Source organism: Isoptericola luteus (genome assembly GCF_020297055.1).
GTDB classification, from domain to species: domain Bacteria; phylum Actinomycetota; class Actinomycetes; order Actinomycetales; family Cellulomonadaceae; genus Isoptericola; species Isoptericola luteus.
This window is the reverse complement of sequence record NZ_JAIXCQ010000005.1, coordinates 204,612-226,183: the sequence shown is the minus strand read 5'-3', so window position 1 is coordinate 226,183 and position 21,572 is coordinate 204,612. Positions and strand designations below refer to the sequence as shown.

At 69.4% G+C, this 21,572-nt stretch carries 17 protein-coding genes and 2 pseudogenes; 9 read left to right on the top strand and 10 right to left on the bottom strand.

Translation table 11 applies throughout. From position 1 onward, the window contains the following. Positions 1-216: 216 nt before the first annotated feature. Positions 217-873 carry an SDR family oxidoreductase gene (locus LEP48_RS09680; protein WP_479691266.1) on the bottom strand — a complete coding sequence of 219 codons (657 nt, stop codon included), beginning with the start codon at positions 871-873 and terminating at the stop codon, positions 217-219. Between the two features lie 334 nt (positions 874-1,207). Here LEP48_RS09680 and LEP48_RS09675 point away from each other — a divergent pair, with 334 nt between their 5' ends. Together LEP48_RS09675 and LEP48_RS09670 are read left to right on the top strand one after the other, a co-directional pair. After that, the gene (locus LEP48_RS09675; RefSeq protein ID WP_225565366.1) at positions 1,208-2,140 is read left to right on the top strand and encodes an alpha/beta fold hydrolase; all 933 of its coding nucleotides are present in this window, start codon (positions 1,208-1,210) and stop codon (positions 2,138-2,140) included. A 47-nt stretch (positions 2,141-2,187) separates the two neighbouring features. After that, positions 2,188-3,099, top strand: a pseudogene (locus tag LEP48_RS09670) (IS5 family transposase). Here LEP48_RS09670 and LEP48_RS09665 read toward each other — a convergent pair. Next, on the bottom strand, positions 3,096-3,242 hold the full coding sequence (locus LEP48_RS09665) for a hypothetical protein (RefSeq protein WP_225565365.1): 147 nt from the start codon (positions 3,240-3,242) through the stop codon (positions 3,096-3,098). The pseudogene LEP48_RS09670 and the gene LEP48_RS09665 sit on opposite strands and share 4 nt — an antisense overlap. Before the next feature lie 240 nt (positions 3,243-3,482). After that, a complete protein-coding gene (locus LEP48_RS09660) occupies positions 3,483-6,230 on the bottom strand; it encodes an AAA family ATPase (RefSeq protein WP_225565364.1) in 2,748 nt (915 codons plus the stop codon). A 171-nt stretch (positions 6,231-6,401) separates the two neighbouring features. Between LEP48_RS09660 and LEP48_RS09655 the strand changes: the two genes are divergently transcribed. The 5 genes from LEP48_RS09655 (at position 6,402) to LEP48_RS09635 (ending at position 11,393) form a co-directional block, all read left to right on the top strand. After that, positions 6,402-6,626, top strand: coding sequence for a hypothetical protein (locus LEP48_RS09655; protein ID WP_225565363.1), 225 nt, complete (start codon positions 6,402-6,404; stop codon positions 6,624-6,626). A 341-nt stretch (positions 6,627-6,967) separates the two neighbouring features. Then, complete coding sequence (locus LEP48_RS09650; RefSeq protein WP_225565362.1) at positions 6,968-8,671, top strand: sodium:solute symporter family protein; 1,704 nt, start codon at positions 6,968-6,970, stop codon at positions 8,669-8,671. Between the two features lie 12 nt (positions 8,672-8,683). Continuing rightward, complete coding sequence (locus tag LEP48_RS09645) at positions 8,684-9,016, top strand: hypothetical protein (RefSeq protein WP_225565361.1); 333 nt, start codon at positions 8,684-8,686, stop codon at positions 9,014-9,016. A gap of 111 nt (positions 9,017-9,127) precedes the next feature. Continuing rightward, complete coding sequence (locus LEP48_RS09640; RefSeq protein ID WP_225565360.1) at positions 9,128-9,868, top strand: alpha/beta fold hydrolase; 741 nt, start codon at positions 9,128-9,130, stop codon at positions 9,866-9,868. Positions 9,869-10,019: 151 nt separating this feature from the next. Next, positions 10,020-11,393: an NAD(P)/FAD-dependent oxidoreductase gene (locus LEP48_RS09635; protein ID WP_225565359.1), complete on the top strand. Its 1,374-nt coding sequence runs from the start codon at positions 10,020-10,022 to the stop codon at positions 11,391-11,393. Positions 11,394-11,448: 55 nt separating this feature from the next. On the opposite strand, the gene LEP48_RS09630 is transcribed toward LEP48_RS09635, so the two are convergent. Then, a complete protein-coding gene (locus tag LEP48_RS09630) occupies positions 11,449-11,637 on the bottom strand; it encodes a Rossmann-fold NAD(P)-binding domain-containing protein (protein WP_225565426.1) in 189 nt (62 codons plus the stop codon). A 13-nt stretch (positions 11,638-11,650) separates the two neighbouring features. Next, positions 11,651-12,184, bottom strand: a pseudogene (locus LEP48_RS18940) (SDR family oxidoreductase); the annotation flags it as partial. Between the two features lie 119 nt (positions 12,185-12,303). Between LEP48_RS18940 and LEP48_RS09620 the strand changes: the two are divergent. Continuing rightward, a complete protein-coding gene (locus LEP48_RS09620; protein WP_225565358.1) occupies positions 12,304-12,894 on the top strand; it encodes a TetR/AcrR family transcriptional regulator in 591 nt (196 codons plus the stop codon). On the opposite strand, the gene LEP48_RS09615 is transcribed toward LEP48_RS09620, so the two are convergent. Together LEP48_RS09615 and LEP48_RS09610 are read right to left on the bottom strand one after the other, a co-directional pair. Beyond that, positions 12,878-13,048: a hypothetical protein gene (locus LEP48_RS09615; RefSeq protein ID WP_225565357.1), complete on the bottom strand. Its 171-nt coding sequence runs from the start codon at positions 13,046-13,048 to the stop codon at positions 12,878-12,880. The two genes, LEP48_RS09620 and LEP48_RS09615, sit on opposite strands and share 17 nt — an antisense overlap. Before the next feature lie 123 nt (positions 13,049-13,171). Then, the gene (locus LEP48_RS09610) at positions 13,172-14,080 is read right to left on the bottom strand and encodes an aldo/keto reductase (RefSeq protein WP_255641056.1); all 909 of its coding nucleotides are present in this window, start codon (positions 14,078-14,080) and stop codon (positions 13,172-13,174) included. A gap of 88 nt (positions 14,081-14,168) precedes the next feature. On the opposite strand from LEP48_RS09610, the gene LEP48_RS09605 reads away from it, so the two are divergent. After that, positions 14,169-14,801, top strand: coding sequence for a TetR/AcrR family transcriptional regulator (locus tag LEP48_RS09605; protein ID WP_308010001.1), 633 nt, complete (start codon positions 14,169-14,171; stop codon positions 14,799-14,801). Between the two features lie 33 nt (positions 14,802-14,834). Here LEP48_RS09605 and LEP48_RS09600 read toward each other — a convergent pair whose 3' ends face one another. The 3 genes from LEP48_RS09600 to LEP48_RS09590 all read right to left on the bottom strand — a co-directional run bounded on the left by LEP48_RS09600 (position 14,835) and on the right by LEP48_RS09590 (position 21,486). Then, entirely contained in the window at positions 14,835-17,603 is a 2,769-nt protein-coding gene (locus tag LEP48_RS09600; protein ID WP_225565423.1) for an ATP-binding protein, read from the bottom strand. A 107-nt stretch (positions 17,604-17,710) separates the two neighbouring features. Further along, positions 17,711-18,472, bottom strand: a complete 762-nt coding sequence (locus LEP48_RS09595) for a sigma factor (RefSeq protein WP_225565355.1) — start codon at positions 18,470-18,472, stop codon at positions 17,711-17,713. Between the two features lie 215 nt (positions 18,473-18,687). After that, the gene (locus LEP48_RS09590) at positions 18,688-21,486 is read right to left on the bottom strand and encodes a helix-turn-helix transcriptional regulator (RefSeq protein WP_225565354.1); all 2,799 of its coding nucleotides are present in this window, start codon (positions 21,484-21,486) and stop codon (positions 18,688-18,690) included. Positions 21,487-21,572 lie beyond the last annotated feature (86 nt).

The following is a 21,572-nucleotide window of genomic DNA, read 5'->3' as shown; positions in this document are numbered from 1 at the left end:
CAGACCGGGCCGAACGGGAGACTGACCACGTAGATCGTGTGGACGATGTTGCCGACGTTAGCGAGTGCAAGGGACGGTCGGCTGTAGGAGGCCAAGTTGCGCGACCGGATCGCCTTGACGACCATCGGGAGGTTCGCCGAGGCGAACAGGACGGTCGACAGGACGCCTGCAAAGACTGCCAGCTCCATGACGACTCCCGCGGGGTGGAAGGGCGGCTCACAGCCGACCGCTCGCTCGGTGATCCGGACCGTGGAGCCATTCCTCGAACGTGGTCGTTGTCGCGACGTGGTCTCGCCCGCCGCGCAGCGAACCTGAGGCCAGCCCACGCCCGTAGGCGCCGGGGAATCGGACTTCGACGACTCGACGTCGGATGTCGTCGTGCGCGAGCTGACGGCGGGCGAGATCCGCGAGAACCTCGTCGCGCGGACCGACCAGGTCGGTGGCGCGTCCCTGGGGCGCTGTCTCCGCGAGGTCGACAAGGTGCTCGGCGACGTCGCGTGCGGCGACCGGGCGCGTCAGGCATCTGGGCATGATGGCGATCGGCCCCTTCATGCCTGTGAGAAGCTGCCCGGCGAACTCGTGAAACTGCCCCGCTCGGGCGATGGTCCATGGGACCGGTCCGGAAGCGACCACTCGCTCCTGCGCGAGCTTCCCGGCGTAGTACGAGGCGTCGATGTCGTCGATGCCGACGATGGACAGCGCCACATGATGCCCCACGCCCGCGGACGTCTCGGCGGCGAGCAGATGACGAGTCACCGTCTCGAAGAACCGGCGAGCGACGGATGCAGAGAGTGTCGTCTTGTTGGTCACGTCGACCACCACGTCCACGCCGGACAGAATTTCCCTGATTCCCCGACCGGCGAGGAGGTCCACGCCCGTCGTCCGACTCAGTGGGACGACTTTGTGACCGCGGTCTCGCGCTGACCTCGTGACGTACTTGCCGACAGTCCCTGTCGCTCCAGCTACTGCGATCTTCATTTTCCCTCCGAGCAGTTCGATCCCTTGGCAGTCACCGGCACTGTCCAGCCACTCGTCGCGCGTGCACGTGAGGCTCACTGTGCGGTGAAGTCATTTCGATCAACGACCGCGGAGGCACCGAGATCGTGACGGCGCGCCGGCGCTCCGTCGTCGGCTGCCGGCTCGATCACATCGTCCGGCCGTCCCCGGTCGTGAATATCACCGCACCTACACCCGGAAGGACGACACGATGATTGGCACCGCGCACACGCTTCGGCACCTCGCAGCCGGCGAGCTCGACGTCGCCTACCACGACCTCGGCTCATCAGACGCGCCGCCAGTGGTGCTCCTGCACGGCTTCCCGTACGACGTGCACAGCTTCATCGACGTCGCCCCAGAGCTGGTCGACGCAGGCTTTCGGGTGATCGTCCCGTACCTGCGCGGGCACGGGCCCACGAGGTTCCTCCGCGATGACACACCCCGCAGTGGTCAGCAGGCCGCTCTCGGAGCCGACCTGCTCGCACTCCTCGACGCCCTCAAGCTGCAGACCCCGATCCTCGCCGGCTACGACTGGGGCGGCCGAGCCGCATGCGTGGTCGCGGCGCTTCATCCTGACCGCGTCGGCGGGCTCGTCAGCGTGAACGGCTACCTCATCAACGACATCGCCTCCGCACACGTGCCGATCACGCCCGAGCGCGAGGCGGGCTTCTGGTACTTCTGGTATTTCTCCACCGAACGGGGCCGCAAGGGACTGGAGCAGAACAGGCAGGAGATCGCCCGAGTCATCTGGCGCCGGAACTCACCCGAGTGGGTCTTCACCGACGACGACCTCGCTCGGGCGGCCCGCGCGTTCGAGAACCCCGACTACGTCGACGTCGTCATCCACGCCTACCGACAGCGCCTCGGACTGGCACCCGGCGCCGTCGCCAATTCAGCAGACGAGTCGCGCCTCGCCTCGCTACCAGCGATCAGCGCTCCGACGATCACGCTCGACGGCACGGCGGACGGGAACTTCCCCGCCACCGACGGCTCGCACGATGCCGCCAGGTTCACCGGATGGCGCGAGCATCGTCATGTCCCGCACGCGGGTCACCATCTTCCGGCCGAGGCGCCGCAAGCGTTCGTCGATGCGATCGTGGACGTCGCTACGCACCTCGACACGACGTCGCGACGGCACGTCTAGGGCGTGTCTCCCAACTCTGAGGTGAGGCTCGCGGCAAGATCGCGGGCGTGAGTCGGTTCCAGGTCTTGACGGACGAGCAGTGGGAGCGGATCGAACCGTTGCTGCCGTCGAATGCCGGCAAGGTGGGTCGCCCGTTCGGTGACCACCGCACCATCGTCGAGGGCATCGCCTACCGGTATCGGACGGGGATCCCGTGGCGGGACCTTCCCCGCGAGGTGTTCGGTCCGTGGCAGACGGTGTGGAAGCGGCACAAGAAGTTCGCCGACGACGGCACCTGGGACCGTGTCCTGGCCCAGCTGCTGGCCGAGGCCGATGCCGCAGGTGAGATCGACTGGACGGTTTCGGTGGACTCCACGATCAACCGCGCCCACCAGCACGCGACGAACACGACCCGCCCGGAGCAGGACACAGGGGGCAATGTCGAATCACAAGAAACTTCGCGACGGGCTCGTCCACAGTGAACCCGCGGGTCACGGCATCGGCCGGTCTCGTGGAGGGCTGACGAGCAAGATCCACCACGCCGTCGACGGGCGTGGCCGCCCACTGGCCGTCGTAGTGACGCCGGGCCAGTCGCACGACGGGCGAGCGTTGGAAGTCGTGCTCGCCGACATCTGGGTGCCGCGGCTCGGTGCAGGTCGCCCAAGGCGACACCAGACACGGTGCTCGGGGACAAGGCGTACTCCTCACGCGGGAACCGGGCCATGCTGCGCCGGCGCGGGATCCAAGTCGTGATCCCGGAACCGTCCGACCAGCAGGCGAACCGCAAACGTCGCGGCGCCAAGGGCGGGCGCCCACCGAAGCTCGACCGCGTGACCTACAAACGGCGCAACGTCGTCGAGCGGTCCTTCAACCTGCTCAAGCAGTGGCGCGGCCTGGCCACCCGCTACGACAAGCACGCCGTCGTCTACCGCGCAGGCGCCGTCCTGGCCGCGATCATCACCTGGCTGCGGAGGTCCTAAGCCAGGAAGTCCGCGACCCCCAAGACCACGGCCGAGTACGCACCGTCCGCGTCCTGGAACTCGTGACAGAAGGTGTAGACCTCAAGGCCGACCAGGTACTCGACGTCGGCCCAGCCGCCCGTGTAGACGACGATCTCGAGCACGTCGTCGACGGCGTACTTCCGAAGGATCCAGCCCCAGCGACTCGGGGACCCGAACGCTGACCCGATCGGGCGTGATCGGCTTCGGCCAGCCAGCCTCGTAGTCGCGCCAGGTCAACGGGCCGACATCGACTTCACGTCTCCATTCCTCGACGACCGGCCGCAGCCGGTCCGCAAGGACATCCAGGTCAACGAGGTGCTCCACAGGCACATCCTGCCCCTCCGGCCATTAGGAGACATGACCTAGTCCGGGCCTGGCAGTACCTTCCACAGCTCGTTCCGCGACCTGACGTCGAGCTTTGCGAAGACCTTGCGCAGGTGCCACTCGGCGGTGTGCGAACTGATGAAGAGGCGTGCTCCGATCTCGCGGTTGGTGAGGCCGTCACGGGCCAGCCGGGCGACGTTGCGTTCCTGATCAGTGAGGTCGTCCGCTGACGCCGTGCCGCGAGTGCGCATCTTCTCCCCTGTGACGGCCAGCTCGCCGCGCGCTCGGTCGGCGAACCCCTGCATGCCGCATTCGGCAAAAATGGACTCTGCTGAGCGCAGCTGTGCACGGGCGTCGATACGACGCCCGTGCCGGCGCAGCATCTCGCCGTACAGAAGTTGGCTGCGCGCCTTGAGGATCGGCACGCGGATCCGCTCGAACCCGTCGATGGCGCGGAGGTAGTGAGCCTCACCGTCATCGTCGTCCTGCATCGCGTGGACCAGCGCCATGAACGCGGCAGCCCACGGGCTGCTGTCGATCACCGGGTTCGTCACCTGATGGAGTCGTTCGACTGCCTTGCCTGCGAGATCTCGTTCGCCGAGGTGCGAGGCGGCCTCGACCACCTCGAGCATCGTGCGCATCGTGTGGCCGAGCTCGTTGACGTACGGCAGCTCTTCACGCGCCGACGCCAAGGCCTTCTCGTAGTGGCCCGCGCCGTTGTAGACCACGGCCTCTGCCATGTTGGCCACGGTCAGGGCGTACCCCTCACCTCGCGCGTGACCGTCGGCGCGGAGTTGCGGCGCCCTGGCCTCGACCTCGTCGACATGACCTCGATAGGCAGCCAGAAAGATCCGCCCGTACAGCGGGAGGGGGTGTCCGGTGATGGAGAGGATCGTGTCGATGTCGTCGCAGATGGCTTCCGCGCCGTCCAGCTTACCGTCGAATGTGCGGGCGACCATCAACAGATTGAGCGCCATGGGAAGCACGGTGAGCACCCCTCCGGCACGCGCGAGCCGGACCTGTTTCTCCGCGAGAGTTCTCAGCCCCTCGGCATCCCAGATGTCCTGGGCGGCGCGACCCCCGAACCACATCCACGCGAGAGCTCGGTGGTCCGTGGCCGGCGCCTCGGCGAAGGCCGCGATGGCGCGCCGCACGACAGGCAGCGCGTGAGATGGTCCGCCCAGCGCGAGCTGCGCCTGGCCCCGAAGGATGAGGTCCGGTGCACTGTCAAGAGCCCCGGTGGCCGTCGACGACATGATCGCCTGCGCGATCTCCTCGATGGCGCCCGGCTCGCCTAGCCTCCCGGCGTAGGTGGCGGCGGAGAGGGCCTGCATGTACGTGTCTCTGGCCAGCACCGGGTCGTGGGGCTCGAGCGCCTGTGCTGCGGCGAGCAGCTTTCGCGGCGCACTGCGGTCGCGACGAAGCGCGTACTCGCAGCGGGCCCGCAGCCGTGCGACCAGAGCTGTCTGGAGGGAGTTCAGCTCGTGGTCGCGAGTTTCGTCGAGCAGCCGCAGCGCATCGTCTGGTGCCCCGGCATCAAGCTTGGATTCGGCGGCCGCAATCAGCCGATCAGCCCGCGCCTTGAGCTCGGGCGTCAATTGAGCGGCCCGTTCGAGGAAGGCGGCAGCGGCCGCAACACCTCCGCGGGTACGTGCCCGGTCGGCCGACTGCACGAGGGCGGCTGCCACGTCTTCGGCGGGTTGCAGAGTCGCGTTCGCCCGATGCCAGGCGCGTCGGTCCGGGTCTCGTTGGGCGTAGGTCGCATCGGCCAGAGCGGCGTGGACGGCCCGCCGCGCGGCAGGGCTGGCCGCGCGATAGATCGCCGAGCGAATGAGCGGGTGTCGGAACTGGATGCGTCCGGAGACGTGGAGTGCGTCGGCCTGTTGAGCAAGGTCCAGGTTCTCGGGGGCAAGCCCCAGCCGTGCGCTCGCGCGCCACAGCAAGCCCGGATCCCCCGTCGGATCCGCCGCGGCGAGGAGGAGCAGGGTGCGGGTCGGAGGGGGAAGGGTGTCAAGGCGAGCAAGCAGGCTGCGTTCGATCCGGCTCTCGAGCGACAGGGAACCGGCGAGCGCGTAGCCGCCGGCCAGGCCAGCAACGGACGAGCGAGGCAGCTCTCGGAGGGCGAGCGGGTTGCCCCGACACTCGACGAGCAACTGGTCGAAGACCCGCTGATCGATCACGCCCGGTAGCACCCTCTGCAGCAGCGCACGGGAGTCGGCGTCGCTGAGCGCCGATACGGCCAGCTGGGGCAGGTCGGCGAACCGGTCATCGGGGTGTCGCATCGCCACGACCATCGCGACGCGTTCGGTGGAGAGACGACGGGCCACGGACGCTATGGCGCGCGCCGAACTCTCGTCCAGCCACTGTGCGTCGTCCACGACGCACAGCAGGACGCCGTCGCCAGCAACACGCGTCAGAAGGTCGCGGACGCCGAGACCGAGATGGAGCGGGTTGGGTGGTCCCGCGGCGCGGAGGCCGAATGCACATTCCAACGCTCGCTGGCGAGGCTCGGGAAGATCTACCGACGACGACGTCAACAGGCGTCCGCAGAGAAGCTGCAGTCCCGCGAAGGTGAGCTCCATTTCATTCTCGGAGGCGACCATCCGTTCGACGCGGACATCCGCGGACACGTCGGCGACCAGCGCGTCCAAGAGAGCAGTCTTGCCGATCCCCGCCTCGCCGCTCAGGACGATGGCGCCGCTGTGCCCGTCGCGCGCGCGAACGACCAACTCCTGCAATCGGGTCAGCTCCTGGGCCCGACCCAGAAGGCCTCTGGACGGCGACACCGATCAAGCGTATCCCCGCGGGCACCGGGTCATGGCCTTGGTCAGGCAACGCAGGCACTACGCAGTCCCCACGCACCTGACTACGGACTCCCAGGGCGCGCTCCCCCGTCTCGCAAGCCGACGGTGGATGGGTGGCGCCGTGAAGCGGCTCCCATCCTCAAGGAGGCGGACATGCACCCCGATCACGACCCGTCCCACGACGGCCACCCCGCCGCTCTCGGCGACCAGTTGTACCGGGCCGCACTGCGACTCCATGCCGGCGAGGCGATCACCAGTCGCTCCGTCGACGTGATGATCGAGGCCGCGGAAATCCTCAGGTCGCTCACCACGATCGTGCCGGTCACGGCTTCCGCCCTCGCCGACGACGCCTTCAGAACGATGGAGCCGGCACCATGACCGGCCAGATCGTCCTGACCGCGGCCCTCTATCTTGTGGCCGCACTCCTGGGCTGGTGCGAGTTCCGCCTGGTGTGGCGGGAATGCCGTTCGCCCCGAACGCCGCGAAGGCGAATCGGACAGTCCGGAGTAGGTAGGACCGCAACATCCACAGAGGCTCCCGATCGAGAGCGGACGGCGCCCCCGGGACGGTCAGTCCCGTGCGGGGCCGACCCAACCGTCGGAAGCATGCACAGCACGCCTGTCATCCGACCGCGTCACGCCGAGCCTCGGCGTCCGGTCAGTCATGTCGAGTTCTCATCCACATCGTGACGTACGACCACGGAGAGTGAGGCGGACGACGTGATCAGTGCAGCCAGTGACAACCCGCTACGCCTGGATGCCAACTTCATCGACTTCGGGCTGGTGGCTGTCTACTTCATCTTCGTTCTGGGCATCGGCTGGCTGGCGCGTCGCCAGGTCTCGTCCAGCCTGGACTTCTTCCTCTCGGGCCGCTCGCTTCCGGCCTGGGTCACCGGGCTCGCGTTCATCTCAGCGAACCTCGGCGCCGTCGAGATCATGGGGATGTCGGCCAACGGCGCGCAGATCGGCATGGCCACCATGCACTACTACTGGATCGGTGCCGTGCCGGCGATGCTGTTCCTCGGCGTGGTGATGATGCCGTTCTACTACGGGTCGAAGGTCAGGTCCGTCCCCGAGTTCATGCGACGACGGTTCGGGACCGGCGCGCACCTAGTGAACGCCATCAGCTTCGCGGTGGCGCAGCTGCTCATCGCGGGCGTGAACCTGTTCCTCCTGGCGACCATCGTGAACGCCCTCCTGGGTTGGCCGTTATGGGTCTCCCTGGTCGCCGCTGCGGCGGTGGTGCTCACGTACACGGCGCTCGGCGGGTTGTCCGCCGCGATCTACAACGAGGTCCTGCAGTTCTTCGTCATCGTCGCGGCCCTGCTCCCCCTGACGATCGTCGGCCTGAACCGTGTGGGCGGCGTCGGCGGCCTGGTCGACAACGTCGAGGAGTCGTTCGGAACGGAGATGCTCTCCTCGTGGCCCGGTGAGTCCCTGACCGGCTTCGACTCCCCCGTGTGGTCGGTGATCGGCATCGTCTTCGGCCTCGGCTTCGTGCTGTCCTTCGGCTACTGGACGACGAACTTCGTCGAGGTGCAGCGCGCCATGGCGTCGGACTCGATCACATCGGCTCGCACGGCCCCGGTCATCGGTTCGTTCCCGAAGATGCTGATCCCCTTCGTCGTCGTCGTCCCGGGCATCATCGCGAGCGTCCTCGTCCCGGAGATCACGGCCCTAAAGGATGGCCAGGGCGCCGGGACCGTGCAGTACAACGACGCGATCCTGCTCATGATCCGCGATCTGCTCCCCAACGGGATGCTCGGCGTCGCGCTCGCCGGGCTTCTCGCATCGTTCATGGCGGGCATGGCGGCCAATATCTCCGCATTCAACACCGTCTTCAGCTACGACATCTGGCAGCAGTACGTCAAGAAGGACAAGCCCGACGGCTACTACACACGCGTCGGACGCATCGCGACGATCGTCGCCACGGTTGTCGCCCTGTTCACCGCGCTGCTGGCGTCCGGCTACACGAACCTCATGGACTACCTGCAGACGCTGTTCGGCTTCTTCAACGCGCCATTGTTCGCCACCTTCATCCTCGGCATGTTCTGGAAGCGCATGACTGCCACCGCGGGATGGGTCGGCCTCAGCGCCGGCACGATCGGCGCGGTCCTGGTCGCCGTGCTCAGCGAGGACGCCCTCGGACCGTTGAGCGTGGGAGCCATCCCGCTGTCGGGTCAGGGCGCGAGCTTCGTCGCGGCCGGCACCGCGTTCGTCGTCGACATCCTGCTGAGCGTTCTCGTCACGCTCGGGACCACTCCCAAGCCTGAGCAAGAGCTGCGCGGGCTCGTCTACTCGCTCACGCCCAAGTCCGACCTCGTCGACGTCGTCGCCGCACGCTTGCCCTGGTGGCGTCGGCCCGTGCCCCTCGCGAGCGTCTCCCTCGCCATCGTCGTCGGTCTCAACTTCGCCTTTCTCTGATCGGAGCCCACCATGTCTGACGCACCCAACGCCAGGCCGTCGCATCCCGGCGACGACGAGAACCACGCCACCCCCGACGGTCTCGCCACCACCCCGACGCACGCCGCTCGAGCCTTCGACATCCGCACGATCATCGGAGCCGTCCTCGGCATCTACGGCGTCGTCCTGCTCGTCATGGGGCTGGTCGGCGCCGGGGAGACCGCCGGGCGCCACGCGGATTCCGAGGTCAACCTGTGGACCGGCGTCGCGCTGACCGCGGCGGCGCTGTCCTTCCTGCTGTGGGTCCGATACCGACCCCTGCTCGTCTCCACCCGGAGCGAGGCACACATCGAACCGACGGACTAGCGACGGCAATTCACAGCCCTGCTCGGCCCGCCGCATCGGGTGCCACCGAACCCTGAGTCCGGGAACGGCGCACGCCACACCCTGCTCCACGCGCACGACAGGAGAACTTCCATGAGCACCACACCCACAGCCGTCCTCGTACACGGCGCCTTCGCCGACTCCTCGAGCTGGCACGGCGTCGTCGAGCGACTCCACCGCGACGGCATCCCGGTCGTCTCGAACGCCGTCCCGCTGCGCTCGTTGGCCGGTGACGCCGCGTACCTGCGAGACGTCATCGCCGGCACCGAGGGACCCGTTCTGGTCGTCGCACACTCGTACGGCGGGATGGTCGCCACCGAGGCGGCCTCGCAGGCGCCGAACGTCGTCGGCCTCGTGTACGTCGGCGCGTTCGCTCCCGAGACCGGAGAGAGCGCGTTCGACCTCGCCGGCCGGTTCCCCGGCAGCACCCTCGGGGAGACGCTCGCATCGACTCCGCTGTCCGACGGCGGGACCGACCTGACCATCCGCCCGGAGCGGTTCCACGAGCAGTTCGTCGCGGACGTCGCCCCCGGTCACGCCGCGTGCATGTCCGCATCCCAGCGCCCGGTCACGCAGGAGGCGCTGACCGAGCCACTCGCAACGACGGAGCCGGCGTGGCGGCACCTCCCGTCCTGGTTCGTGCACGGGGGCGAGGACCGCAACATCCCGCCCGCCGCGCTTCGGTTCATGGCGGAGCGTGCCGGTTCCCGCGGTACGACCGAGGTGGAAGGCGCGTCGCACGCGGTCGCCGTCTCGCGGCCCGATGCGGTCGCGCAGATCGTGACCGCGGCCGCGCTCGAGCTCGAGCTCGGCGACGCCGCGATCGCTCGGTAGCGAGAGCCCTACAGCAGCGGCCCTGCCGGCGTACGTGGCCGGCAGGGCCGCAGCACGATGCCCAGGACGCATGGCGAACCTCACGTCACGAACCGCGCGGCCACGTGGTCGAACGTGTGAGAGCGCCGCGGTGGTGCTTGGGGAGGAACAGATGGAACGCATCGTCATCGTCGGTGGCGGGTACGCGGGATTCACCGCGGCCCGGGAGCTCGAGAAGCACCTGGGCCAGGAGCTGCGCCGCGGCGACATCGAGCTCGCCCTGGTGGATCCGCGCCCCTACATGACCTACCAGCCGTTCCTTCCAGAAGTCGTGGCGGGATCCGTGGAAGCGCGCCATGCCGCGGTGTCGCATCGTCGGCACCTGCACCGCACGCGGGTCATCGAGGGGACTGTCGAGCGAATCGATCATGCCGATCACGTCGTCGTCGTGCGGCCCCGGTCCGGCGATACCTTCCGGCTTTCCTACGACACGGTCATCGTGACCGCAGGAGCCGTCACCCGCGTCTTCCCCGTGCCCGGCGTGGCCGAGCATGCGATCGGCATGAAGCACGTCGAGGAGGCCGTGGCGATCCGGGATCGGCTCCTCACGTCGTTCGACCGGGCTGCCGGGCTGCCCCACGGTCGGGAGCGTGGCCGTCTCCTGACGGTGACGTTCGTCGGTGGCGGTTTCTCCGGGGTCGAAGGATTTGCCGAGCTCCAGAGGCTGGCGCACGACCTGCTCCGCGCCTACCCGGAGATCGATGCGACGGAGCTGCAGTTCCACCTCGTGGAGCGCGGCCCCCGGATCCTGCCGGAGGTGACCGACGGTCCGGGCCGCTGGGTGGCGAGCCTGCTCGAGCGGCGCGGTGCTCGCGTGCACCTCGAGACGGCGCTGACCTCAGCCGCTGACGGCGTCGTCGAGCTCTCGAGCGGAGAGTCCTTCCCCTCGGGGCTCCTGGTCTGGACGGCCGGAAACGCCGCGAACCCTGTCGTCGCCACTCACACGGACCTGCCCGTCGACGCCCGCGGCTACGTCGTCGTCAGGCCGGACCTGCGTGTCGGCACCCCTGACCACCCCGTCGACGACGCCTGGGCCGCAGGAGACGGCGCTGCCGTGCCCGACCTCGCCGTACCGCGGCCGGGCGCCCTCGCCGTCCCGAACGCCCAGCACGCCGTCCGTCAGGGCCGGCGCCTGGCTCGCAACCTGGTCGCCAGCCGCCGGAGCCGACGCACCCGTCCGTACGTGCACGGGAGCCTCGGGGTCGTCGCGACGCTCGGACTCGGCTCCGGCATCTTCCAGTACCGCCGCGTGGTCGTGCGCGGGTTCCTCGCGTGGCTGATGCACCGCGGCTACCACGTGCTCGCTATCCCCACCTGGGAGCGAAAGGTACGCGTTCTCGCCGTGTGGCTGACGGCCTCGCTCTTCGGGCGCGACATCGTCTCGCTGGCATCGGTGCAGAGACCGCGCGCAGCGTTCGTCGCTGCGACACCCGCGGATCCGAGGCCGGCGACGACGGACGACGGCCCGACGCGCCGGGTCGCCTGACACGAGCACGCCGCTCGTGACGCCCTTGCCCGGCGTCCCGGGCGGCCTTCGTCCATCAGTGCGCCTGCTCCGTCGGCCGTATGAGCAGCTCGCTGATCGACACGTGAGGCGGGCGGGTCACCGCGAAGAGGACCGCCTCGGCAACGTCCTGCGGATCCAGGATCCGGATCTCCCCGGCCATCCGTGCGGCGAACTCGCGCATGGCCGGGTCGCTGAGGTGGCTCGCCAGCTCGGTGTCGACCATGCCGGGGCTCGACGAGAACCACACGAACCCCCTGATGCGCAACCTCCTGGCGCAGGGCCTCCGAGAAGGCGTTCACACCGTGCTTGGTTGCGGCGTAGACACCGGCGCCGGCCGATGCCGTTCGGCCCGACGTCGACGACGTCTGCACCAGGGTCCCCCGGCTGGCGATGAGGTGTGGAAGTGCGGCGTGCGACACGTGCATCGTGCCCAGCAGGTTCGTGCGCATCATGCGCTCCCACTCCCCCGGGTCGGCGTGCTGCACGGGTCCGGTGAGCATGACGCCCGCGTTGTTGACCACGGCGTCGATCCCCCCGAGCATCTCGGCAGCAGTCGCGACGCCCGTCCGCGCGGAGATTTCGTCGGCGACATCGAGAGTCAGCGGCATGATCGTGCCGGGCAGAGCGTCGGACTGAGCAGCGACCTCCTTGAGACGCTCCATCCGGCGCCCCGCGGCGACGACACTGGCCCCGGCGTAGGCAAGCGTGCAAGCGACTGCCGCGCCGATGCCCGACGAGGCCCCCACCACCAGCACCTTGCGATCCGTCATGTCCATTGCTTGCTCCTCTTCCACTCCCCAAGATGACCGGGCAGTCATGTTAGAGGCTACCTAAAACATGACCGATGGGTCATGTTCTGCTAGCGTGCCCGGCGAAGGAGGTGGTCGCGATGCGCGCGGATGCTGCACGTAACCGCGAGGCGGTCATCTCGGCCGCCGCCAGCGTCCTGGCAAGTTCAGGCCTGAGCGCGTCGGTGTCCGACATCGCCGATCGAGCGGGAGTCGCCAAGGGCACGGTCTTCCGGCATTTCGCCTCGAAGGAGGACCTGGTCTCTGCCGTCGTCGCCGGCCTGGTCAACGAGCTCGTCGAACAGGCCGAGGGCCTGCTCGACGCGACCGACCCGCTGCAGGCACTACGGGAGTTCGTTGCCGCCGGGATCAGGCTGCAGGCACGAGATCAGGCCTTCTGCCAACTCGCGTCGACGGCAGAGCTCGCGATCCCGGGCCTGACGGAACGGCGGATGCGCCTCGAGAACGTCGCCGACCTCCTGGCCCGCCGCGCGGTGGAGGCCGGCGCGGTACGTGCTGACGTCACTGGCCGAGTGGTGGTCGGGATGATGACCGCCGCGTATCAAGGCGCATGCGCGACCGGCGACCCGGGACGCTGGCCATACTTTCTCTCGCTCCTCGTCACCGGACTTCGTCACGCGGATGACTCGCCCCCCTTGTCACCGAGACACGCCGTCACGGCCAGGGCGTGAACCATCTCCGCTTGAACGCCGCCCAGCGCCTCCTGAAGGCCAGCCGGCGGAGCTCGCTGCGGGTCGGCGCGCCGATCACCCGCTCGAGCGCGCGGTCGAGGCGAAGCTCGTATCCGATGTCCGCCAGCCGGCGCTCTTCCCATTTGCTCAGCATGTGAACTTCCGCCTCCCCTGCAATGGACCCGCCCACGGAGGGGCAGAGCGTCGTGCGACAGAAGATTCGACCGGGCCGGCCGACGATCCGTGACAGCCGGGTCGTCCTGACACAGAAGCCGGGTTACCGCCCTGCCACCGAAGGATCGGTCCAGACGGAGTCCAGCGCTTCGAGCGTCGAGTCGTCGAGCACGATCTCACCCACCGCGACGTTGTCCCGCAGGTGCTCGATCGAGGCCGTGCCAGGGATGAGCAGGGCATTCGGCGCGCGATGGAGGAGCCAGGCCAGTCCCACCTGGGCCGGCGTGAGCCCGAGACGCGCTGCCGCGGATCGCACCACGGGCTCGTCGGTCACCTTCGGCGCGCCCGACACCGTGCCGCCGAGCGGATAGAACGGCACCCAGGCGATCTGCTCGTCGATCGTCAGCTTCAGGAGGTCTTCACCGTCGCGAGCCACGACACTGTAGTTGTTCTGCACGCTCGCGACCTCGGCGGGCAGCGCACGCTGGACGACGTCCAGGCTGACGTTGCTCAGCCCGATCGCGCCAGCTAGGCCCTCGTCACGCATCCTGATGAGCTCGGCGAGCTGGTCGTCGACGTCGACCCTCTGCTCGTCAGGGATCGGTAGCCCGTCCATGCGTCGCAGGTGGACGACCGAGACCTGGTCGACCCCCAGGCCGCGCAAGTTCTCCTCGACGCCCGCGCGCAGCTGCTCCGGTCGTTGGGCGGGTCGCATGCCGGCCTCGCTCGGCTCGACGCCGACCTTGGTCGCGACGACGACCCCGTCGTGGGCCCGGAGCGCCTCGCGCAGAAGCCCGTTGACCCACCCGTCGGCGTAGAACTGTGCTGTGTCGACGTGGTCGACACCGAGCTCGAACGCTCGGCGAACCAGCGAGAGGGCCGCAGCGCGATCCTGGCGCAGACGACCGAGCTGCATCGCGCCGTAGCCGACAGCCGAAACGGCCCGGCCCGCGATCTCGGCTCGCCGAGCGCCGGACGGACCGGCGGAAGCAGCGGGGATGAGAGCTGTCATGGTCACGACCTCAGTTCCTGTGGGAGCATGGCACTAAGCGGAAGACCTTCCGCTTAGATACGTTACCCCACACCGGAAGGGCTTCCGATTGAAGTTGCCACGGACACACGACGTAAGTTCGCCCACCGGGGCGGCGGACGGGACGCCACGGCCGCTGCGCGCAGACGCACAGCGCAACCGCGACCGACTCGTCGACGCAGCGCGGTCGGCTCTGGCGCATGACCAGGGCGCCTTGACGTGCGAGGGCGTCGCCCGCGACGCAGGGGTGGGGGTCGGGACGCTCTATCGCCACTTTCCGAACCTCGGAGCGCTCATCGAGGCTGTCTACAGCGCCGAGCTGGACCAGCTGGCTGCAACGGCACCGGGGCTGCTCGATGACTTCCCGCCCGACGAGGCACTCCGCACCTGGGCCGAGCGCTACGTGCGCTTCACGACGACCCAGCCCGGCCTGAGGCCAGCCCTCCGTTCCGGCATGGCGAGCGGCACCATCCCCGCCCCGCACACCCGCCAGGTGCTCACGAGGGTCGTCGCCGAATTCCTCGCTTCTGGCGCCCGCAGCGGCTCGCTCCGCGCGGACGTCAGCCCGCAGGGCGCCACATCACTTCTCCTAGGCGTGATGCTCTCCGTCGCGACCGAACCGGGGTACGACGCCGAGTCCGACCACATAGCGGCGATGGTCGGCCTGTTCGTCGACGCGTTGCGGGCACCGACTGCCCGTTGACCGCGAACCCGTTCCCCTGACGTCTGTCGACTGTCAGGCCTGTAGATCCGCGAACCGTGCGCCGATGTCCTTGCGCGAGCTGATGCCCAGCTTCGAGAAGACCTTGCGCAGGTGCCACTCGACGGTGTGTGCGCTCAGGAAGAGTTGGGCGCCGATCTCGGGGTTCGTCAGACCGTCAGCCGCGAGCTGCGCGATGCGAGCCTCTTGCTGCGTCAGATCGACGACGCCGGCGCTCGCGTCCTGCGACGGCTTGGGCATCTGCACCCCGACAGCGGCGAGTTCCTGACGGGCGCGCTCGGCGAACGCGGCCGCTCCGAACGTGCTCAGCATCCGGTGGGCGAGATCCAGGTTCCGCCGCGCCTCGGATCGCCGTCCCGAACGGCGGAGCCACTCGCCGTACGACAGGTGCGCCCTGGCGACGAACATGCGCGTACCGCCCCGCTCCAGCCGCTCGATCGCTTCCCGGTACCGCCCGTCCGTGTCACGTTCGTTGCCGACCATGGCAGTGACGAGCGCCGCGGTCCCGAGTGCCCAGTCGGTGCCGCTCGCCGCCGCCATCTCGACGACACGCCTCGCCTCGGCGATCACATCCCCCGGGCGGCCCAGATGTGCCGCCGCCCAGACGAGCTCGACCATCGCGGACGACGACAGACCCATCTCGGTGGGATAGGACGCACCGCGCCGAGCCGCGTCGAACGCCTCGTCATAGCGGCCCAAACCGTTGTAGAGCACGGCAGCCGCCCAGCCGGTCGCCGTCGAGACCTTCCCCTCGCCACGCAGGAGGAAGTCGTCGGTGACCGTCTGGATGGTCCGTAACGCCTGCGACTCCCGGCCCTTCCACGGGTCGACGACCAACGCCGCATAGTGGGCCAGGACGTTGCTGCCGGTGACGTCGCCCACGTTCGCCGCCTCCGACACGAGCGCGTCGGCCACGGCGAGCTCCCCGGCGAACACCCGGTTGGACAGGCGCAGCAGCAGCGCCGACGGGAGCACTGACAGGGCGCCGGTGCCACGCGCCAGTTCGACCAGGGATCCGGAGAGCGATGACCAGGTGTCGAAGTCCCAGGCGTTGTGAGCCACGCGGCACACGAGCGGCAGCCAGCCGAGCGCCTCATCCGGTGGCAGCGCCGCTGTCCGGTAGCTCGTGAGAGCTCGCTGGATCTGCGGAAGGCCCGCGGCGTACCCGTCAGCAATCACGCGAGACAGCCCCACGAGGAGCAGATCGGCTCGGGTGGGCTCGCTCGAGATCGTCGTGTTCAGCACCGCCGACGCGACCTGCTCGATGGACCCTCCGGCGAGCTTGCCGGCCGTCAGAGCCGCGTACATGGCGTCGCGGTATGTCTCCTTGGCCAGCTTCGGGTCGAACCTCTCCAGGCGTCCTGCGGCGGAAAGTAACAGGGGAAGTCCTTTGGCCGCGCTCCGAGAGAAGAACTGCAGCCGGCCACGCACCAGGTCCGTCCTGGCCTCGTCATAGGCGCTGAGCGGGCTGAGACTGGCGATGTCGAGCAGTTCCAGCGCCTCGTCGTAGGCGCCGGCCTGGCTCTTGGCTTGGGCGGCCGCGAGCGCACGCTTTCCTCGTTGCGCAGGATCAGGGGTGAGCCGCGACGCTCGGTCCAGGAATGCCGCGGCGGCCGCGACGCCGCCGCGCTCCATCGAGCGCGACGCCGCCTGCTCCATCTGGGTCGCGACGCTCTCGGCAGGCTCCGGTGCAGCGCTGGCCAGGTGCCACAGGCGGCGGTCCGGGTCTTGCGCCGGGTCGATGGCGTCCGCGAGCGCCTGATGCGCGCGTCGGCGCTCCTGGGGTGTCGCCCCGCGATAGGCCGCCGACCGGACCAGCGGGTGGCGAAAGCGAACCATCCCGCGCCTGGTGACCAGCCCGGCGTTCTCCGCCTCCCGTGCCGCCTCGTCGACGTCGATGCCCATTCTCTCGCCCGCGCGTTGTAAAAGCGCCGCGTCTCCCACGGGTTCGGCCGCCGCGACGAGCAGCAGCTGCCGTGTGGCGGGCGCGAGGTTCCCGATCCTGTGCAGGAACCCCGTCTCGATGCGGCTCGCCAACGGTTGTCCACCGGTCCCCACCGGGTCGGCAGCGCTCAGAGGCGTCCGGTCGCGGGGTAGCTCCAGGATGGCGAGCGGATTGCCTCGCGCCTCGGCAAGGATCTGCTCACGGACTCGGATGTCGAGCTGGCCGGGCGCGACAGTCTGCAGAAGCGCACGGGCGTCGTGATCCGCAAGTCCCACGATCTGCAGCGCGGGCAGCCGCTCGAAGTATGCGCGTGGAGCCGGCACGCGCTCGGCGAACAACAGAACCGCCCGCTCGGCCACCAGTCGGCGTGCGACGAAGGCGAGCGTCTGCGCAGAGATCTCATCGAGCCACTGGGCGTCGTCGACGAGGCAGATCACGGGCTCGTCCTGGGCGGCGTCACCCAGCAGGCTGAGGACGGCCAGCCCGACGAGAAATCGATCGGGAGGACTGCCCGCGCTCATCCCGAACGCGATCTCCAGCGCCGCCCGCTGCGGCGCAGGAAGCTGAGCGAATCGGTCAAGCAACGGCGCGCACAGCTGGTGCAGCCCGCCGAAGGCTAGTTCCGTCTCCGCCTCTACGCCGGCGACGCTGATGACCCTGAATCCCTGCGCGCTGGCACGCGCGAACTCGATCAGCGCGGACTTGCCGATGCCGGGTTCACCACGAAGGACCATGGATGCGCCCTGGCCGTCCCTGGCGGCCTGCAGGAGGTCGTCCACGACGGCGCACTCGCGACGCCGGCCTAGGAGCCTTCCCGACGCCTCGCCAGATCGCTGCATGGTCACCGAGATTATCCTGCCGCGCCCGACGCCCAGCGCGTCGCGCCAGCGACCTGCGCGGCGCGGCGGCCGTGGTATCGGCGTGCCCGTTCCAGTGGCGAGTACGCTCATGCGGCCAGCGCGGGCGTCGCCCCGCGGCGCATGTCGGCAAGCTTCCTCGAGGGTGCCGACGCGAGGCTCAGCGCCGGGCGCACGTAGTGGGCGAGGCATCGCTCCAGGCTCTCGAACTCACCCGTACGGCTGGCCGTCAGGAAGGCCGTCACGAGGCGGCGGTGGGACCGAGGCTCCACCGCGGAGCGCTCCGTGCCCCGTTCGATGCGCCACCGGGCTCGGCTCACCAGCTGTCGCGCGTTGACGGCGCTCGTGCGCAGCAGCCGCGAGACGTCTGCGTAGGAGTAGTCGAACATGCTCCGCAGCAGGTAAGCGGCGAGCTCCGCCCGGGTCAGCCGCGCCATCAGCACGGCGAGGGCCTGCTCGACGGCCGCCGACTGGTCGGCCTGTCCGGACGGGTCGGACACCGTGTCCCCCGATTCGGCCGCGATGGTCTCGCTCGGTGCCTCGTAGCGGTGGTGGGCCGACTGAATGACGTTGATCGCCAGCCGGGTGGTCGTCGTGGTCAGGAACGCCTCGGGGTTCTTGATCGCGCCCCTGTCGGTGCGCTGCCATCGCAGCCACGCCTCCTGCACCACGTCCTCGGCGCTCGAGACATCGCCGCCGGTGACGCGGTAGGCGATGCGGAACAGCCGGGGACGCTGCGTGACGAAGAACGCGATCGCCTGCTGCAGCTCGATGTCGGGTGCGTCAGTCCCCTCGGACGGTTCCTCGGCTATCACGATCGTCGGCGTGGTGTCGGTGCTCGGTGCGTACATCTCGGACTCCTTCGGAGAATGACCGTCGCCCTCCAAGGGCGGTGCATTCACCTTTCGTCCGCGGCACCGATCACCGCGCCACGGGAGTCCGTGGTCGAGTGCGTGGGCGAGTCCGTGGGGGTACCCGTGGTGTGCCACCACGGACCATGGGGAAATCAGTATCTTCGCAGGTCATCGCCTATGACGGGTGCGGGAGCCTGTCGCCGACAGACGGGTCACGCGGGCGTGCGTATACCGCGGGTCACACCGTCGGGTTCGATCGCAGCGAGCGCGCCGGGCAGCTCGCGGCGGGAGGAGATGCCGAGCTTCACGTACACCTTGCGAAGGTGCCATTCGACCGTGTGCGGGCTGAGGAAGAGCTCCGCGCCGATCTTCGGGTTCGTCATGCCGTCTGCTGCCAACGCGGCGATCTGCGCCTCCTGAGCAGTCAGGCGCGCCGCTGGCTCTACGCTGCGCACCCGAACCTGGTCGCCCGTGGCGAGCAGCTCACGGCGTGCTCGCTCGGCGAAGGCTCTCGCCGACATCTCCTCGAACATGTCGTGCGCCGCCCGGAGCTGTTCCCTGGCGTCCGAACGTCGGCCCTCCCGGCGTAACCATTCGCCGTACAGGAGGTGGGTCCGTCCGACCTCGACGACGACCCGGTCTCGTCTCAGGTGTTCGAGGGCGCTGCGGTAGAGCGCGTCGGGCTCGCCGCCGGCGCCGACGAGAGCGGCACACCGTGCCCGGATCCCCTGCGCCCACCCGGTGTCGGCCGCCAGTGTCAGCGCATCGAGGCGAGCGAAGGACTGCTCCGCCTGCTCCGGCGCACCGCAGCGCACTGCGGCCTCGATGTGTTCGACCAACGACAGGCCCGTGAAGTTGAACCCGTCGTGGTCGATTCCGGTCTGCGAGGCCGCCAGAGCCTCGTCGTACCGCGCCAGCCCGTTGAACAGCACTCCCTGGACGTATCCCGTCACGCCGAGGAGGGACACCTCACCGCGCTCCGTGGCTCGGTGACGTGCCTCGTCGATGAGGGCTGTGGCGGGGCCCTCGACGCCCCGCCACGCCGCATGGACGAGCGCGGCGTAGGCGTGCGGGGCGTTGCCGGTCGCAGCGGCGATCGCGTCGGCCTCGTCGATCAGGCCGGCGGCCCGTGTCAGGTCGCCGTGGTGGATGTCCACGCCGCTCGCGTAGATGAGCGCGGGCGGCAACACCCCGAGGGCTCCGATGTCTCGGGCCAGGCGCACGGCGCGGGCGGACAGGACGTCCCACGCGTTCAGGTCCCATGCGTGGTGGATGAACGCCTCCAACGCGACCGGCGCCAACAGGAGCCACCTCATCGTGGCGTCGCGGCCGTCGAGCACCTCGTGCGCGAACGGCTCGAGCGCGGCTCTCAGGGCCGGAACGCCCTCGCCCGGGCCGTCGGAGAGCAGCATCGCCACAGCGTCCAGCAGGACGTCGGACGGGGCAGAGCCCGGCGTTGCCGCGCCGAGCTCGCGCGCCGCCGACGCGGCGGCGACGGCACCGGACGGCCCGTGGACCCGGCCGGAGAAGACCGTCGCGCTGATCGCCTCGAGGTAGGTCTCGCGCGCCAGCGCGGATTTCTCCGTCGCGAACGTCGACGCGGCGTCCAGGAGAAGCGGGGCGGCCTCGTCGCTCCGACTTCGCGCGAACAGGACGCGTGCGCGCAAGCGGGTGAGCCGAGCACGGTCGAGCGGGCTCAACGGGCAGAGATCCGCGACGGACGCCATCTCCGTGGCACGGTCGGGAGACGCGGCGGAGAAGTGCGCCTCCGCCGCGGCAAGGGCCCGGCGTCCCCGCAGTCCCTGGTCGGGCGTCAGGTCGGCAGCCCGCTCGAGGAGCACTGCCTCGGCTGCCATGCCACCGCGTTGCCGCGCTCGATCGGCCGCCTGCTCCAACGCCTCGGCGACCTTCTCGTCGGGACCGTCGCACGACTGCGCGGCGTGCCACGCTCGCCGGTCGGGCTCCAGCTTGGGATCCGTGGCGGACGCGAGCGCCCGATGAACGCTGCGGCGCTCCTGCGGTGTCGCCGCACGGTAGACGGCGGAGCGAGCGAGGGGATGGCGGAACCGGATCGACTCGCCGAACTCGATGAGCCCGGCGGCCTTGGCCGGCGCGGCATCTGGCGTGATGCCCAGGTGACCGGCCGCCCGTTGAAGCAACCGGCTGTCACCCACGGGCTCGGCGGCGGCCAGGAGCAACAGAGTCCGCGTCGATGCTGGGAGGGACTCCAGCCGGCGTGCGAAGTCCTCCTCCACACGGCTCGAGACCGACGGCGTGTCGGCAGCATCCAGGCCGTAGACCAGTTCCGCCCCGCTGCGACCGCGTGAGAGCTCGAGCAGCGCGAGCGGATTCCCATGGGTCTCCGCGACCAGCCGCTCCCGGACCGGCCCCTCCAGTCCACCACCGACCGCGATGTCGAGCAGCTCGCCGGCGGAGACCGGGTCGAGTCCCTCGACCTTGAGCTCGGCGAGCCCGGTCAGCGCTGCCGTCCCTTCCGGCTCCCGAACGGCGAAGACCATCGCGACGGACTCGGCAAGCAGCCGTCGGGCCACGAACTCGAGCGTCTGACGCGAGACCTGGTCCAACCATTGCGCGTCGTCTACCACGACGAGCACCGGCCTGGGCTCAGATGCCCGGGTGAGCAGGGTCAGCACGGCCAGCCCGACCAGGAACCGGTCGGGCGGGTCACCGGCCGCGATGCCGAAGGCGACCTGGAGGGCGTCACGCTGTGGCCCGGGCAGGGCGGGGATCTCGCTGAGGAACGGGGTGCACAACTGGTGCAGGCTGGCGTATGGCAGTTCCATGTCAGCCTCGACGCCTTGCGCCCGAGTCACCGTGATCCCCGATGCCTGGGCGGTCACGTAGTCGAGCAGTGCCGTCTTTCCCTCTCCGGCCGCACCTCGCAGAACCCGAACGGCCGAGTCCCCGCTGCGAAGGCGGACGAGCAGATCGTCCAGGACCGCACGCTCGGGTACCCGTCCGACCAGCTTCGGCAGCGACTTGGTGCTCATCGGACTCCTGGGCTCGCGGCGAGCGTCACGTCTGTGGCCGCCCTCGGAGGCAGATTACCCGGGTTGTCACATGCGGCGACGTCGCA